Annotated in this window: 13 protein-coding genes and 4 tRNA genes; 9 read left to right on the forward strand and 8 right to left on the reverse strand. The window is 57.3% G+C overall.

What is annotated here, in order from left to right; translation table 11 throughout:
• The 3 genes from G449_RS0111360 to G449_RS18700 all read right to left on the reverse strand — a co-directional run bounded on the left by G449_RS0111360 (nt 1) and on the right by G449_RS18700 (nt 3,321).
• Entirely contained in the window at nt 1-957 is a 957-nt protein-coding gene (locus tag G449_RS0111360; protein ID WP_022659438.1) for a glycosyltransferase family 2 protein, read from the reverse strand.
• Between the two features lie 8 nt (nt 958-965).
• Entirely contained in the window at nt 966-2,606 is a 1,641-nt protein-coding gene (locus tag G449_RS0111365) for a hypothetical protein (RefSeq protein ID WP_022659439.1), read from the reverse strand.
• A gap of 592 nt (nt 2,607-3,198) precedes the next feature.
• Nucleotides 3,199-3,321 (reverse strand): hypothetical protein, encoded by a 123-nt coding sequence (locus tag G449_RS18700; protein WP_022659440.1) that lies wholly within the window; start codon nt 3,319-3,321, stop codon nt 3,199-3,201.
• Nucleotides 3,322-3,739: 418 nt separating this feature from the next.
• Between G449_RS18700 and G449_RS16930 the strand changes: the two genes are divergently transcribed.
• The 5 genes from G449_RS16930 to G449_RS16935 all read left to right on the forward strand — a co-directional run bounded on the left by G449_RS16930 (nt 3,740) and on the right by G449_RS16935 (nt 9,574).
• Nucleotides 3,740-4,702: a LysR family transcriptional regulator gene (locus tag G449_RS16930; protein ID WP_022659441.1), complete on the forward strand. Its 963-nt coding sequence runs from the start codon at nt 3,740-3,742 to the stop codon at nt 4,700-4,702.
• 91 nt (nt 4,703-4,793) lie between these two features.
• Nucleotides 4,794-6,932: an FUSC family protein gene (locus G449_RS0111380; protein WP_022659442.1), complete on the forward strand. Its 2,139-nt coding sequence runs from the start codon at nt 4,794-4,796 to the stop codon at nt 6,930-6,932.
• A complete protein-coding gene (locus G449_RS18785; RefSeq protein WP_022659443.1) occupies nt 6,922-7,116 on the forward strand; it encodes a DUF1656 domain-containing protein in 195 nt (64 codons plus the stop codon). Before G449_RS0111380 ends, G449_RS18785 begins: the two co-directional genes overlap by 11 nt.
• Nucleotides 7,117-7,148: 32 nt before the next feature.
• A complete protein-coding gene (locus G449_RS0111390; protein ID WP_022659444.1) occupies nt 7,149-8,078 on the forward strand; it encodes an HlyD family secretion protein in 930 nt (309 codons plus the stop codon).
• Nucleotides 8,079-8,086: 8 nt separating this feature from the next.
• Nucleotides 8,087-9,574: an efflux transporter outer membrane subunit gene (locus G449_RS16935; protein WP_022659445.1), complete on the forward strand. Its 1,488-nt coding sequence runs from the start codon at nt 8,087-8,089 to the stop codon at nt 9,572-9,574.
• Between the two features lie 71 nt (nt 9,575-9,645).
• Here G449_RS16935 and G449_RS0111400 read toward each other — a convergent pair.
• From G449_RS0111400 to G449_RS0111420, 5 genes are all read right to left on the reverse strand, one after another.
• Nucleotides 9,646-9,720 (reverse strand) — tRNA-Gly (locus G449_RS0111400).
• 5 nt (nt 9,721-9,725) lie between these two features.
• Nucleotides 9,726-9,800, reverse strand: a tRNA-Gly gene (locus tag G449_RS0111405).
• A gap of 36 nt (nt 9,801-9,836) precedes the next feature.
• Nucleotides 9,837-9,910 (reverse strand) — tRNA-Cys (locus G449_RS0111410).
• Between the two features lie 11 nt (nt 9,911-9,921).
• Nucleotides 9,922-9,996: transfer RNA gene (locus tag G449_RS0111415), tRNA-Gly, on the reverse strand.
• Between the two features lie 239 nt (nt 9,997-10,235).
• Complete coding sequence (locus G449_RS0111420) at nt 10,236-11,540, reverse strand: phenylacetate--CoA ligase family protein (RefSeq protein WP_022659446.1); 1,305 nt, start codon at nt 11,538-11,540, stop codon at nt 10,236-10,238.
• Between the two features lie 190 nt (nt 11,541-11,730).
• Between G449_RS0111420 and rsfS the strand changes: the two genes are divergently transcribed.
• The 4 genes from rsfS to G449_RS0111440 all read left to right on the forward strand — a co-directional run bounded on the left by rsfS (nt 11,731) and on the right by G449_RS0111440 (nt 15,926).
• Nucleotides 11,731-12,144 carry a ribosome silencing factor gene (gene rsfS / locus G449_RS16940; protein WP_022659447.1) on the forward strand — a complete coding sequence of 138 codons (414 nt, stop codon included), beginning with the start codon at nt 11,731-11,733 and terminating at the stop codon, nt 12,142-12,144.
• Nucleotides 12,141-13,697 carry a 2,3-bisphosphoglycerate-independent phosphoglycerate mutase gene (gene gpmI / locus G449_RS0111430; protein WP_051135449.1) on the forward strand — a complete coding sequence of 519 codons (1,557 nt, stop codon included), beginning with the start codon at nt 12,141-12,143 and terminating at the stop codon, nt 13,695-13,697. The genes rsfS and gpmI overlap by 4 nt, the downstream gene beginning before the upstream one ends.
• Complete coding sequence (locus G449_RS0111435; RefSeq protein WP_022659449.1) at nt 13,690-13,932, forward strand: hypothetical protein; 243 nt, start codon at nt 13,690-13,692, stop codon at nt 13,930-13,932. Before gpmI ends, G449_RS0111435 begins: the two co-directional genes overlap by 8 nt.
• A 434-nt stretch (nt 13,933-14,366) precedes the next feature.
• The gene (locus G449_RS0111440; protein ID WP_022659450.1) at nt 14,367-15,926 is read left to right on the forward strand and encodes an outer membrane homotrimeric porin; all 1,560 of its coding nucleotides are present in this window, start codon (nt 14,367-14,369) and stop codon (nt 15,924-15,926) included.
• Nucleotides 15,927-16,159 lie beyond the last annotated feature (233 nt).

Genomic DNA, 16,159 nt, shown 5'->3' on the forward strand with positions numbered 1-16,159 from the left:
TCAGGCGTCCGTCTTGTCGCCTTCCAGCGTTTCGGCCAGAAGATAGCGGGGTCTGCCCTTAAGCTCGACAAAGGCGTGGTGCAGGTAGGCCGAGAGAATGCACAGGCCTGTGAGAATGGCGCTGCCGGTCAGCAGCATCAGCAGAATGACCGTGGTAAAGCCCGATTGCGCTTGCCCTGTGGCATAGCTCCAAAGTGTCTCGCAGCCCATAATAAACGAAAAAACGTAGAACAGCAGGGTAATAATGCCAATGATCAGCAGGGGCTTGCCGCTGAAAGATGTCATGGAATCAACGGCCAGGGTGACTCTGCGGGCCAAACTCCATTTGCTGGTGCCGCCGCAGCGGACGCAGGGCGTAAACAGTATTTCCTTGTGCCGAAAGCCCATCCACGAAGTCAGACCCCGATAAAACAGCTTGCGTTCGCCAAGATTTTTCCAGGCGTCAACCACCTTGCGGTCAAGAAGCTTGAAGTCGCCCGAGCCTTTGAGGTCATATGAGGTCAGCATCTGAAAAATGCGGTAAAATGATACGGCGCAGATTCTGCTTAAAAATGACTCCATCTGGCGCTCCTGCTTGCGTACATCAACCACATCTACAGCGCCGGTGCGCCACAGGGCCACCATTTCTGGTATAAGCGCGGCGGGGTGCTGCATGTCGCTGTCCATGGTGATGACGGCATCTCCGCGCGCGGCCTCCAGGCCAGCGGAAAGGGCAGCATCCTTGCCGAAATTGCGGCTCAGGCGCAGGCAGCTCAGGTTGGCATATTGCCCGGTCAGCGCACGCATGGCGTCCCACGTGTTGTCTGTGGAGCCATCGTCAACCAGCACGATTTCGTAGCTGAGGCCGGTTTCTGCCCTCAGCGGCGCGAGCACATCAACGAGTGAAGCCACAAATTCGTGCAGATGAGCACCCTCGCAGTAAACGGGGGCGACAACCGAGAGAGTGGTTTGACGCATGCAAAGCCTCATTGTGTGACGTGTTCAGCCGCAATACCGCGTTTGGCGATAAACCAGCGGTCATTGCTCCAGAGAACGGTTCCCTGCGGTTCAATGTTCTGCCGTTCAGACATGGTTCCGCACAAAATCCACTGGGTGCCAGAGGCAAGCCATGCTGCGGTCAATCCCTGTTTATCCCGAATGGCGGTCAGGTCAAGCCAGCGGGCAGCTCCTTGCGCGTCCTGGCTGTACAGATAGGAAGATCCGTCTTTAAAAGCGTAGGCCAAGGGCCGATACAGGCGATAGCGCACGGCCATGGCATCGGGGTCTGCAAAAATGGGGGCATCTTGCGGGACAATCCGCTGCACGGCTTGCAGGGCTTCGGCGTAGTCTGCTCCCCGGCGCAGGCGAGCCTGTACTTTGGCAGGCTGCGGCAGTTCCAGCACATGTCTGAAAGCGAACCTTACCCCATAGGCCCATCGACCCTGATCGCACACAAGAACGACGATGACAGCGGCGATGGCAACAAGGCCCGCCCACTTGGGCGCGCGTTGCCAGAAGCAGGCAAAGCCGCAGACAATCATGAGCCAGCATAAAAAGATCACAAAGCGGACTCCACGGGGAAGCTCCGCTCCCATGGGCATTCTGCCGAGAGCCTGGGCTATGTGTGTTTCTGCTACGGAAAAGAGCAAAGCCAGGCACAGGCCCAAAAGCAGGGTGGGTACAATGGATGCCAGGCGTTTCATTGGTGCAGTGCCGTAACGGCGCACGACAAAAAATCCGGCAATGCCGCCAAGAATGAGAAAAAAGCTGTCGCTTCTGTAATGCAGGTGCCCTGTCAGTCTGCTCCAGAGCCCGCCTTCGTCTTCAAGAAAGCGGCGGTCAAAAACCTGCTGGAGCACTGCCATATCCTGCGGCGAAAATGGCGTGGCGGATTTGATGGAGCTTGTCAGATAGAGCAATGTGGGGAGGCACCAGGCAACAAGGCTCAACAGAAGCCATGCCCCGTGCCGCAACAGGCTGTCGTCTTTGGCCCTGTGAAAGAAAAAGACGGTAAACAGCATGCAGCTCGCCACCAGGGAACTGATGCTGTGCAGGTACATGCCGCAGCCCGAAACAAAAAGAATAAGAGGCCGGAGTTGCGGTTTGTCTAGAGCGGAAAGTGTTGCTGCCAGCAGTGCCGGGAACAGAGCGGCATAAAAAACACGCGGCGTTATGTCGCCCGAGCCAAAGCCCCAGTATGTGCCAAAGCTGACCCATACGGTCACGCCTGTCAGCAGGGCAAACAGGGCGGCAATCAGCGGAGTGTCAAACAGGCGGCGTCCGAGATAATAACAGGCAATGTAGTGGAAAAATACGCCCACAGCGCCAGCCCGTAGCATCCCCTGCACAATGTCGTCACCGGGCTGAAGAAGGCTCGCCAATGTTGATTCAAGACTGATGATGGAATTCGCAGTGGTTGGAATTGCTAATAGCGGGTCAAGTGAAAACAGTTCACGGCGCAGTTCGCCCGCCATATTTTGTACATAGCAGCAAAGGTCGCTGCTGATTTTAAGCCCATCGCACGAAAGCAGGCTCACTCCCCACAGTCCAAACAGGGTATAGCCAGCAATGGCAATGATAAAAATTATATCCCATAATGCGTAATTTTTTGAAAATCTGAAGAACATTTGCTGAACGCCTGGGTGGATTAGTTTGTAAGTCAGTTTGCTTAAGTAAAAGTATATCTGTGAGTAGTGTTTATGCGGTGCAGTTAGGTATAGGCCATTCCTGTTCTGTGCATTCCTTTGTGCGAGTTGGGTGCATACATTTTGATGATGTTATATGTCATTTTTATTTCAGTGAGATAGCGAAGTCAGGCTATTGCAAACTAACATATTTATCAACCGTATAGAAAGTAAGGATTATGTTTGGATGGAGATTGAACAGTAGGTTTCCTATGTATAATATCGTGTTTATAATTAAAAGACACGCAAAAATATACAGGGGTGTGGCTCAGGTATGGGCGATTGTGCTATAAGGGCGGCAGCAACGGGCGCTGGTTAGTGTGTACCCGTGTGCGTGTTTGATATAGCCCCAAGGACTTTGAGTCTGTTGCGGGAGAAGTGACGCGTGGTGGCGGGTGGGATGCGCCAGTGGGTACCCGCCTTGAAGCTTCCGGACGGGCGTATGTTGCTGCTTGGCGCTGGCAAAAAAAAGGCCGGGAGTTGTCCCGGCCTTAAATCACAGGTTGATTACAGCGTGCGGTGTCACATGCTATGCTTAAAAGCGGTCGGCGGCTGCCAGCATGCGACGCCACCAGTTCATCCAACCACCCCAAACAGAGCCGAGGATTGAATCCTCTTTGCGGCATCCGACGGTCCCCAGCATAACGGCATATTCCATACTTTGCCTCCTTGGTTCTGGTGGTTGCGAACAAAAAACTTCGCAGGTAAAAAATAGCACTCTCATAAATGGCTTGCAATAGTTTGGGAGCCTTCGGAGACCGGGATATCCGGGTTGGAAATCTTACCTGCTAATACTGCAAGGTATTTTAGCTAGTTGTGTTGGTAAACAGAAATAAAAAAAATATCGTTCTCAAGGTCCTGCCACCCTCAAAACCCAAAAAGCATCACAACTGGATAAGGCGGCAATCTGCCATTTGGTGGGGCAGCAAGTCGCATATCCCCCGCAAGAAACAGCCAAAAGGCGGTGATCGAGAAAGCTGGATGCTTCACCATTTGGAGTTCGCTTGTTTTTAAATGCTCCTCGCATTATTCAGTGATATATGTGATTGCGTTTTAGTTAACGGATTGGAGGGGGCATGTCGCGTCCGGATTTAAATTTGCTTTTGGCCTTGGATGCGTTGCTGGATGAGGGGAGCGTCATTGGCGCAGCCCGTCGCATGAATCTGAGCTCCCCGGCGATGAGCCGCACCTTGAGCCGGATTCGGGGCGCGCTGGGTGACCCCGTATTTGTTCAGGTGGGCCGCAAGCTCATCCCGACACCTAAAGCGCTCGCTCTGCGCGAGCAGGTGCGCATGGCGGTCGAGCAGGCTGCGCAGGTTTTTTCATCCAACGCTGAGATCGATCTGAAATCGCTGGAGAGGCGCTTTAATGTCCGCGCCACCGATGAATTTGTGAGCATGCATCTGGGCCATCTGTTGGGAATCATGGCAACAGATATGCCCCGTGCCATGCTGCGCTTTTCGCCGGAAGAGGATGACGTGGACGAGGAGGCGCTGCGCAATGGCCGCATCGACCTGTTCATCAGCGGTTCACGCAAGCTGGGGCCGGAGATTTGCGTGCAATCGCTGTTTACCACGACTTACGTCAGCGTTGCCCGAGCAAATCATCCGGTTTTTGACGACGAAATTACCCCCGAGCGCCTCACCCGCTGGGAGCATGTCAACGTTTCTCGGCGCGGAAAATCCGTTGGGCCCGTGGATGCAGCGCTGGAAGAACATGGGCTGCGTCGTCATGTTGCCCTGGTCGTGCCGAACCCGTACACGGCATTGTTCGCGCTGCAGGATTCTGACCTGTTGCTGATCTTGCCCAAAAATCTGGCCAGCAGCGCGCTTGCCGCAGGCCTGCGCATCCGCCTGTTCGAGCTGCCGGTTCCATTGGAGACAGTGCTGCTGACACAGGCCTGGCACCCTCGTCTGGAGAAGGATCCTGCCCATCAGTGGCTGCGGCGTACAATCCACGCCCTCTGTAACGGCGATGCTGCGCAGACGGTCAGACAAACAAAACGGAGAGGGGGAGCAACCTTCAATCCGTGCGTTTAACGCAATCATCAAAATGCAATAAATTCACTTTTCGGAACGGTAGGGCATATCTACAGTGGCGCTTACTACGTCATTGCAGAAGGGTTCTATCATGTCTTATGCGAATGTGCCTTCGGCACCTTCAGGCTTCTTTACCTCCCATCTTTCCCTGCTCCGGGGATGGTTTTTCCGCGGGCTGCCGTATCTTGACCTGACCACGCCACGCGCGACCTACGTGATGCGTTCGATTCTTGCCGCGTGGCTGGCGCTCGTGGTTGCCTATTGGCTGGATCTGCGGGCTCCGTATGCTGCGGCGTCCAGTGTTCTTCTTGTCATCAACCCTGTTCAGGGCGCTGTGATCGGAAAGGGAGCATGGCGGATACTCGGCACGCTGGTCGGGATGATGGCGTCCTTCATCCTGATGAGCCTGTTTGGTCAGAGTCCCTGGCTGTTCCTGCTGGGTTTTGGCCTGTGGATGGGCGTTTGCGTGGTGGGGATGACGCTTCTGCGTCATTTTCGGGCGTATGGCGCTACCCTTGCGGGGTATACCGTGGGGATGGCGGCCTATGGAGCCATGGAACATCCGGAACTTACGTTTTCCCAGGTTATGGGGCGCGGGGCTTCCGTGTCGATCGGCGTGGTGTGCCTGGTGTGCGTATCCGCACTTTTCAGCACCCGGAGCGTACAGAATCGTTTGGAGTCGCAACTGCGGCGGTTGGCAACGGCCGCCGCAGACATTCTTTCGACAAATCACCAGGCGACTCGCACTGGTGAAACACCGGGAATCACCCCCCTGGATGCGGGCAGGCGCAATCTCATTATTGAAGCGTATGGAGTGGACGACCTGCTGGCGCTGGGAAAAGCCGAATCCCCCGACCTTGCCCAACGTGCGGGTACAGTTCGGCAGACAATGGTCTCCTTGTTTTCCGCATTGGTCGGCGGCATGTCTCCCCTGCGGGAGGGCAGTGCCAGCCTGGGTGCCCTGAAAGAGCTCAAGCCAGCTTGGGAGATGGCGTGGCAACAAGTCAGTCAGGCTTTGGCGCAGGAACAAGGCTCCATCGGGCTGGAGCATGCCGTTCAGATATTGGCAAATATGCGCGCTCAGTTGACAGACACGCTCTCCACCGTATCGCTTGATGAGTCATCGGAGCATGCCGCACTGATGATCGCTGGGGATCGGCTGCTCGAACAGCTCGATGACTATATTGAAGCCCTTAAGGGCATTGAACTTTTACATGCTCCGCTACCAACAGCGGCGCAAGTTTCCGTGCCGTTCTACCGGGACAGAACGGCGGCGATGCAGAACGGGCTGCGAGCCATGCTGACGGTATTGCTGGGCGGCGCTTTCTGGCTAGCGACTGGCTGGACGTACGGAAGTATGATGTTGGCGGGGTTGGCGTCGGGCTGCGCGCTACTGTCCACGGCTCCCAATCCGGCTCTAGGTGCCGTGGAATTTATCAAGGGCACTGTGGCCGCCGTTGTAATGGCATACCTCTGCACCTTTATCGTGCTTCCCCATGTTGAAGGGTTGCCGCTGTTGCTCCTGGTGCTGGGGCTCTTCTGGCTGCCGGGCGTTTACGCCACCTCCATGCCCCGCCATACGGCGGCAGGGGCCACATATCTCGTGGCTTTCACTACGCTGGCCGCGCCAGACAACCCCATGAACTACGATTTTGCGTTATTTCTCAACAGTTCCGTGGCCTGGACTCTGGCAGTACTTTTTACGTTGGTGGGGTTCAAGGTTCTTCTGCCGCGCAATCTGTCGCGCGATGCCGAGCGTTTGCATCTTGCTATCCGCGATAATGCGCTTGGCACCTTCAGAGGAAAACGGACGGATGCGAAAGTCTGGCAATGGAGCCAGCAGCACCGTACGGCGCAACTCGGTGCGCTGCTTAGAGCGCAACCGGAGGCGATGGAGCGAGAGATTGCCAATGCGCTGGACAGTATTCATCTGGGACGAGAGGTTTTGCGCCTGCGCAACTGGCTGCGCCATGCGCCCAAAGATTCTGAATTGCGCCGCCAGCTCGCAACCGCTTTTCGCTACATGAACCACCGGGTCGGAGAACCCAAAATTGCGGCTCGGCATGCCCGCCGCGCTGCAAGGTCCTTGTCGCAATTGTCACAGACCGGGAGCGCCGCCACAGCCGAAGCGCAACGATTGACGGTCGTGCTGCTTGATATTGCAGCGCTGCTTGAAAACCGCGCAGATTACTTTTCACAACATTCTGGAGGTCGTACCGATGCTGAGTGAGTTCTCGGTGGCTGGCATCTACCTGCCGCCATTCTTTGTCTATGCGTGCGCCGCGCTGCCAACATACCTGGGGCTTCGCTCCCTGCTTACACGCTGCGGCGCGCTGAGGTGGGTCTGGCATCCCGGTTTATTCGGGTTTGCTCTTTCCCTCTGCATAGTTTCGATGCTGATTCTCTTTGTTTAACCGCTTATTCCCAGAAAAGGTGTTGGTTTTTCATGTCTAACAGTTTGTTTCCGGCAAAACAGATACTTCGGGCAGGGCTTACAGTAACTGTCGTCATTCTTGCGTGGGTTCTGGTAAGCGCGCTCTGGCGTGCCTATGTCTTGGCCCCCTGGACTCGCGATGGCCGTGTCAGCGCGCAAATCGTCCGCATAGCCCCGGAGGTGTCAGGTACGGTACTGGATGTCTCGGTGGTGGATGACCAGTTTGTGAAACAGGGGGAGGTGCTCTACCGCATAGGCCCTGCCCACTTTGCTCTGGCTTTGGCTCAGGCCGAAGCCCAGTTGGCTGTGGCGGACGTGTCGTTACGCCAGAAAATGGAAGACGCCAGACGCCGCCGGGGTATGGAAGATATAGTACCCGCTGAAGAAATCCAGCGTGCGAACCAGACAATGGCCATCGCCCAGGCCGAGTTGCGCAGTGCGCAGGTTGCTGTAGACAGGGCAAAGCTTGATATGGAGCATACCGTGCTGCGGGCCCCTGTGGATGGATATATAACGCGCCTGAGGCTGAGCAAGGGAGACTATGCGGTGACTGGTCAGCCGAATATCGCGCTGGTGGACGCGAGCAGCTTCCGGATCATCGGCTATTTTGAAGAAACCAAACTGCACGGTATTGAGCCCGGTGCCTCTGCGCAGATCCGCCTGATGGGCTTTGATGATGTGATTCCTGGCAGGGTGGTGAGTATCGGGCGCGGAATAGCCGATGCCAACCAGCAGGCTGATGCGCAGGGTTTGCCAAGCGTTGCGCCAAGCTTCAGCTGGGTTCGCCTTGCGCAGCGCATTCCGGTTCGCGTCGAGTTTGGGCAACTCCCGCAAAATCTTGTTTTGGCCGCAGGCATGACAGGCAGCATCGAGGTGACTGCGCCGGGCGGCGACAGGCCACCCCAGGGCCGCCTCGCAACGCTTTTGCAACGTTGGCTGTAGGAGTGCGCATGTACACAGCACGGAATCATGCGCGACTGCGTATTTGCAGCGCATTTCTGCTCGCCCCGTTGTTGCTGAGCCTGTCAGGCTGCCTGTCCGTAGGCCCTGACTACACCAAGCCCACATTGAACCTGCCTGCAAACTGGGTTGAGGCCAACAGCGCCTTGTCTGGCAGCTCTCAGGATGGACTGCGCATGTGGTGGCGGTCATTCAACGACCCGCTGCTCGACAGGTTGGTCGAGCAGGCGCTGGAGCGGAATCAGGATATTGGTATCGCGCTGGCGCGGTTGCGGCAGGCGCGCGCGGAGCGGGTTCAGGCCGCATCGGCCTTTGGGCCGACGGTTTCCGGCGGCGGGGCTGGAGAGGCGCGGCGCACCAGCGAGGCGCTCACCGGGCAAGTCGGCGGCGAGTCGCGAACTTGGCTTGCTGGCTTTGACGCGAGTTGGGAGCTGGATATCTTTGGTGGAACGCGCAGAGCCGTTGAAGCGGCAGATGCGGGCATTGAAGCGGTTGCCGAAGATCATCGCGCATTGCAGGTGAGTCTGGTCGCGGAACTTGTGTCCAACTATGCGGGCCTCCGTGCAACGCAGCTACGCCTGGCCATAGCCCATGACAACATCCGTACGCTGCTTGAGAGTGAGCGACTGGCTGAGCAGGCCCAGCTGAGGGGCATGGGCACCCTGGCCGACGTGATGCAGGCGCGGGCAGAACGTAAAACAGCCGAGGCGCAGCCGCCTTTGATGGAGGCAGATGTTGCCCGGTTCAGTCATGCCATCGGCGTATTGGCTGGCGGTTTTCCTGGTGATTGGCGCACAGCGCTGGCCGAACCGTCTTCATCTTTGCCTGTGCCCGCTCACCTGCCGCTTTCATTGCCATCGGAGGTTATGCGCCAGCGCCCTGATATAAGGGCTGATGAACGGCGTCTTGCCGCAGCAACCGCACAGATCGGCGTTGCCGAGGCCGAGCGTTTCCCCAGGTTTACCATTCCGTTAGGCATCAGCAGCACCGTCAGCCTCATCCATGACCTTTTTTCCAGCGCCAGCACGGCCTGGTCGGTAGGGGGGCAGGTCAGCCAGTCCATCTACGATGGCGGGCGGGCACGCGCAGGCGTGAAGGCGGCGCAAGCCAACGCCGATGCGGCAAGGCTGGTGTATGCGCGAGACGTGAGGCTTGCCCTGCGGGATGTGGAAGATGCCTTGACGGCATTGAATAGTGAACGTCTGCGGCAGGCCTCACTAAAAGAAGCCGTTGTCGACAGCCAGAAAGCTCTGGAACACTCGTCCGGGCTCTACGGTAGGGGGTTGAGCGCCTATATGCCGGTGCTCGTTGCGCAGCGCACCGTTAATAATGCGCGGGATGCCTTGGCCCTTAGCCAGTGGGAAGAACTGCGCGGCGTCATTGCCCTCTATAAATCATTGGGGGCAGGGTGGTCAGATGCCCCATCGGCCCAAGAAGCGGGTCAAAAAGATGAGTTCAAGGAATCAGCAGCCCGGTAACTGACCACTACCAGGCCAACAAAAAAGCCCTTGCAGCTTTAAACTGTAAGGGCTTTATCTGTAAGCTTTTTTGGAGCGGGAAACGGGATTTGAACCCGCAACCTTCAGCTTGGGAAGCTGACACTCTACCGTTGAGTTATTCCCGCAAAAGTGGAGCGGGAGACGGGATTTGAACCCGCGACTTCAACCTTGGCAAGGTTGCACTCTACCACTGAGTTACTCCCGCATGGTATGCGAAACGGCGAAGCGTAAAGGATGCTGTTGGAGGCGGCATCCAGATTTGAACTGGAGATGGAGGTTTTGCAGACCTCTGCCTTACCACTTGGCTATGCCGCCAGCAAAAAAAATGGAGCGGGAGACGGGATTTGAACCCGCGACTTCAACCTTGGCAAGGTTGCACTCTACCACTGAGTTACTCCCGCTCAGCGAGAAAACGTTTTACGCGGACTAGGCTGAGGTGTCAAGCATTGCTGGACTTTTTTTCGCCGCTTTTTTGACAAATTTGTTAATTAACTGAAATAACAACTAAAAATATCAGGGGTATCGCTGTGCGCTGTCTTTGTCAAAAGGGGCCATCCGCATTGCCGATGGCCCCACAAACATGCCGCGCGCGCCGTATTCCGGCGCGCATACAGCCTTTATATCCAACTAGACCATTAAGCTAATCCTTGGGGCGGTTATCCACAATGCGTTTGGCCTTGCCCTCGGAGCGCTCAATGGAGCGGGGTTCCATCAGGCGTACCTTGGCGGAGACGCCCAGGTATTCCTTGATGGTCTTTTGCAGGCGGCCTTCAAGCATTTGCAGCTTGCGGATTTCATCGGCAAAGAGGTTTTCATTCATTTCAACGCGCACTTCAAGGGTGTCGAGGTTGTGCAAGCGATCCACGATGATCTGGTAGTTGGGGGAAAGCCCCTCGCTTTCCATCAGGATGCCCTCAATCTGCTGCGGGAACACGTTGACGCCGCGGATGATGAGCATGTCGTCGCTGCGGCCCTGGAGGCGCGAAATGCGCACGTGGGTACGGCCGCACCGGCAGGGGGTGTAATCAAGGCTGGTGAGGTCGCGCGTGCGGTAGCGCAACATGGGGATGCCTTCCTTGGTCAGCGTGGTCAGCACCAGTTCGCCCACTTCGCCGGGGGGGAGCTGGTCGCCCGTAACGGGGTCAATGATTTCGGGCAGGATGTGGTCTTCCCACAAATGCATGCCGCACTTGGCTTCTTCGCATTCCATGGCAACGCCGGGCCCCATGATTTCGGACAGGCCGTAAATGTTCATGGCGCTGATGTCCATTTTGTCTTCAATGTCGCGGCGCATGGCTTCAGACCACGGCTCGGCACCAAAAACGCCCACGCGCAGGGGCAGATCGCGAAAATTAACGCCCACTTCCATGGATGCTTCCCACAGATGCAGGCCATAGGACGGCGTGGCGCAGAGCACTGTTGCGCCAAAATCGCGCAGCAAACCGGCCTGACGCCGGGTCGCGCCGCCAGAAGCGGGCACAACAGTGGCGCCAAGGCGCTCTGCTCCATAGTGCGCGCCCAGCCCGCCGGTAAAGAGGCCGTAACCATAGGCCACATGCACCACGTCCGAGCGCACCACGCCTGCGGCGGCCAAACTGCGGGCCATCAGTTCCGCCCATGTTTCAAGGTCGCGCTGGGTATAGCCCACCACAACAGATTTGCCCGTGGTGCCGCTGGAGGCGTGCAGGCGTACGATGTGATCCTTGGGAACCGCAAAAAGACCATAAGGATAGTGGTTGCGCAGATCCTGCTTTTCCGTAAAGGGCAGCAGCTTAAGATCCGCCAGCGACTTGATGTCGGCAGGGGTTATGCCCGCCTCGTCAAAGCGTTTGCGATAAAAGGGCACGTTTGCGTAGACGCGGTTGCACAAATCACGCAGGCGGCGCAGTTGCAGCGCCTCCATTTCTTCGCGTGGCAGAGTTTCCTGTTTGATGTTGAAAAGCACGGCCCTCTCCTTCTGCGGCTGGCGTTTGGCGGCGCAAAAGCGCGACGCTGATCCCTGAAAAGCTTCGTTTGGGTATGCCGCAATGCGCTGGCGCGGTCAATACGGATTGGCGCGATTTCACGCCCGTTTCAGCGCGTTGGCGGCTTGCTGCGCCATTGCTCTTGCCCCGTCTTTACGTTATGTGCAGGGTATGGAAAACAACACTTCTTCTTCACCTGCAGGGGGCACAGCCCCCAAGCGTTATTCGGATGTCCCCCTGGAAGAAAAGCTGGCGGACGTGGTCACCTGGCTTGAAGAGCACAAGGCCGCGCGCGTGGTCAGCGTAGATATGGCCGGGCAGGGCGGCTTTGCCGAGGCCCTGGTCATTGCCAGCGCCGGTTCGGTGCGCCACGCCCAGAGCCTCGCCGATGGCGTGGGCGAACTTTGCCGCCAGCGCAATTTTGAATATCTGCGCATGGAAGGCTACACCGCCGGTCAGTGGATTCTGGTGGACATGAACGATATTGTCGTCAACGTCTTTCTGGAGCCGGTGCGCGAGCTTTACGGCCTTGAGGCCCTGTGGGGCAAGGCCGCATCTCTGGCCGAAGCCCGAAGCGGGGAATAATCATGACGCCCACGCTCTTGCTGATTCTTGATGGCTGGGGGATTGCCGAGCCGGGGCCCGGCAACGCGCCCTATATTGCAGCTACACCCAATATGGATGCGCTCATCGCGCGCTGCCCTCATTCCCAACTGGCGGCCTCCGGGCGCGATGTGGGGCTGCCGCGCGGCTACATGGGCAATTCCGAGGTGGGGCACCTGAACATCGGCGCAGGCCGCGTGGTGTATCAGGACATGACCCGCATCGATGTGGCGCTGGAAGACGGCAGCTTTGCCGCCAATCCGGTACTCAACGGGCTGCTTGAATCAATTCGCAAGAGCGGCGGCAAGCTGCATCTGGCGGGGCTGCTTTCTGATGGCGGTGTACACAGCCACATTCATCATCTGGAAGCCCTGTGCGGCATGGCCCATAAGGCAGGGGTGCCTGTGCGCATCCACTGCCTCATGGACGGGCGCGACCGCGACCCGCACAGCGGCGTGGATTTTATGCGCGCGCTGCAAAAGAGCATTGAAGGGCAGCCCAAGACGCGCATCGCCAGCATGGTGGGCCGTTTTTTTGCCATGGATCGCGACAAGCACTGGGAACGCCTTGAGGAAGCATGGGAAGTGATCGTTCACGGTACCCCTGCAACCACGCTTGCGCCCGTTGCGGCCATTGAAGCCTCTTACGCGGCTGGCATCACGGACGAATTCATCAAGCCCCTGTATTTTGCTGCGGGCGATGATGCCGGTATGGCCAATGGCGACGGCCTGTTCCTGTTCAACTTCCGTGCAGACCGCATGCGCCAGTTTACCCAGGCTTTTATTCAGTCGGGGTTTGACGGTTTTGACCGTGGCCGCGTTCCGGCTCTGGCCGGGGTTGCTTCCATGACCGCCTATGAATCAAGCTTCAATATCCCCGTGGCCTTTCCCAAGGAGGCCGTGAGCATGGGGCTTGGCGAGGTGGTTTCCCGGCAAGGGCTGAAGCAGCTGCGCCTGGCGGAAACGGAAAAATACGCGCACGTCACCTATTTTTTCAACGGCGGGCTTGAAGAGCCTTTTGCTGGAGAGGATCGCATTCTTGTGCCGTCCCCCCGCGAGGTGAAAACCTACGATCAAAAGCCCTCCATGAGCGCCGTTGAAGTGACGGACAAGTTTGTGGAAGCCTGGAATTCAGGCGTGTACGACCTTGTGGTCTGCAATCTCGCCAATGGCGACATGGTGGGGCATACGGGCATTCTTCAGGCTGCGGTCAACGCCTGCGAAGTGGTTGACGCCTGCGTGGGGCGCATGGTCGCCGCTGTGGAGGCCCGCAAGGGCCGCATGATTGTCATTGCCGACCACGGCAACTGCGAAAAAATGCTCACGTCCGAAGGTCAGCCCCACACGGCCCACACCACCAATCCCGTTCCCTGCATTCTGCTGGAGCCGGATGGAAAGGTGCATGCCCTGGCAGACGGCAGGCTGGCCGATGTGGCCACCACCATTCTTGGTCTTTGGGGGATGCAGCCTTCTGAACTGATGACCGGGCGCAATCTGGCCGCGTCACAAAATGAAGGGGAGGCCAGCCGTGGCTGAGCGCAAGCGACCCGTCCAGCCTGTTGCGCCTGACGGAATGGAAATTCTGTTTTTTTATCAGTGCCCCAACTGCGGCAAGCACGTGCCGCAAGCGAGCCCAACGGAGCCTCGCATGGTGCGTTGCCCTGGCTGCTCCCAGTCCTTCCCTATTATCCCGGTTGACGAGCACAGCCTGCACTATGTGCGTATTATGCTGGCAGAGGGCAAGGCTGCCGCTGATCCTGATTTTCTGTAAGCTGAATTACAGGTAATTTCTGATTTTTGGGTGAGCCCGTGGCCCGCCCCTGTTCATGATGCCGCAGCAATGCTGGCTATGAACAGGGGCGGGTTTTTGCGTGTGAACCTGCCTCCTTTAAGATGAGGAGGCTTCTTGCCCTGCAAAAAATTTGAACGCGTAATTGCGGCAAGCCCACGTAGGCAGCTTTGGGGAAGAATACGTAGGTGATGGCTCCCTGCACAGCAACGCCAGTGGTTTGGGATTAGTGGAATGAAGGATTTGGCATTGCCAGCATGTCATTTGAGCGTCATATTTCTGCCATTGTGACAGTCTGGTAAAAATTTTTTGACGAAAACGGTTGCCTTCATCCATGATTCTAGGTATGTTTTCTCAGCCTGTGTTGGAGCAGGCCTGTGTCAACCCTGTGGGAAAAACTAGAGAGGAAGGGATTTATGAAACGCATCTGTACGCTTATCCTGGCCGCCGGCCTGGTGTTCGGCGCGGCCACCGGCGCCAGCGCCATTGATTTCAAGGCCAAGGGCCAGTGGCTCATGGGCTTCAGCGCTGGTAACAACAGCCTGACCAACAAGACTTCTGTAAACGGTGTCAAGCGTAAGGGCGATGAGGGCGACGGCTTTGTTGCTCAGCAGCGCGTACGCTTGCAGTTGGACGCCGTGGCTTCTGAAGCCCTGTCCGGCACCGTGTTCTTTGAAATTGGCACCCAGAACTGGGGCAAGAGCGATAACGGCGGCGCCCTCGGTGCTGACGGCAACAACCAGGTTAAAGTGAAGAACGCCTACATCGACTGGGCCATCCCCCAGACCGATGCCAAGGTGCGCATGGGTATCCAGGGTCTTGCCCTGCCCAACACCGTTGCCGGTGGCTCCGCAATTCTTGATACCGACGTGGCCGCTGTTGTCGGTTCTTACAAGTTCAACGAAAATGTTGCCCTCACCGCTTTCTGGGCGCGTCCCTTCAATGATAACTTCGATGGCGATGATGCCCGTTACCACGGCACCAACCATGTGAACTATCTTGACAACATGGATCTGTTCGGCGTGATGGCCCCCCTGACCTTTGACGGCGTGAACCTGACCCCCTGGATCATGTACGGCATGCTGGGCAAGAACACCCTGACCAACTACGACTCCGCCAAGGGTACGTACAATCAGGTTGCCAACAATAATGACGGCAACCCGCCCATGACCCTGCTGCCCGCCCCCATGGGTTCGTCCATCACCGGTAACGATTTTGTGCGCCTCGGCGGCACCAGCAAGTCTTACGGTTCCATGTTCTGGGCCGGTCTGCCTGTTGCTCTGACCATGTTCGATCCCTTGAACGTGGAACTGGACATCAACTACGGCTATGTTGAAGGCATGGGCCGTTATGATGTGCAGAAGGGCCAGAGCAACGAATGGGTGCGCGGCAGCTCCCAGCGTCAGGGCTGGCTGGCCAAGGCCCTTGTTGAATACAAGATGGATTGGGCCACCCCCGGTCTGTTCGGCTGGTATGCCTCCGGCGACGACAGCAGCGTGAAGAACGGTTCCGAGCGCATGCCTTCCCTGGTGCCCACCGGCAACTTCACCTCCTACATGGGCGACGGCAACATGGGCTGGCTGCGTCAGGACTACGGCGTTGACTACGCCGGTACCTGGGGCATCGGCGCCCAGCTGAAGGACATGAGCTTCCTGGAAGACCTGAAGCACACCTTCCGCGTGGCCTACTGGGGCGGCACCAACAGCACCAGCATGGTCAAGTACATGAATACCGCCTACTCCTGGTCCGATGGTCTTGGCAACAACACTGTGCCTTACCTGACCACCCGCGACGGACTTGTGGAATTCAACCTCGTGAACTCCTACAAGATCTACCAGAACCTGGAAATGAACCTGGAACTGGACTACATGGTCAACTGCATGGACAACAGCACCTGGAAGAAGGCTCAGACCCCCAGCTCGTTCAGCAAGCAGGACATGTACCAGGCCAAAGTGGTCTTCGCGTACAGCTTCTAATCCAAGCGCAACCGTCTGCGGACGGCTTGATACGCATTTAAAGGGAGGCCTTCGGGCCTCCCTTTTTGCGTCTGTGTCGAGGCTGTCCCTTGAGCGATGGCTCTGGCTGTCTGCCCCCCGCGTAAAGCTGCCGGCAGCAGTTCGGGCAATGGCACGCAGCAGGCAGAAGTGCAAACCTACGTGCCTTTTAGTAAGGCTGACAACCTCTACTTGTCTCTACACCGGACAGAACG

The organism is Desulfovibrio desulfuricans DSM 642 (assembly GCF_000420465.1).
Lineage (GTDB): Bacteria > Desulfobacterota > Desulfovibrionia > Desulfovibrionales > Desulfovibrionaceae > Desulfovibrio > Desulfovibrio desulfuricans.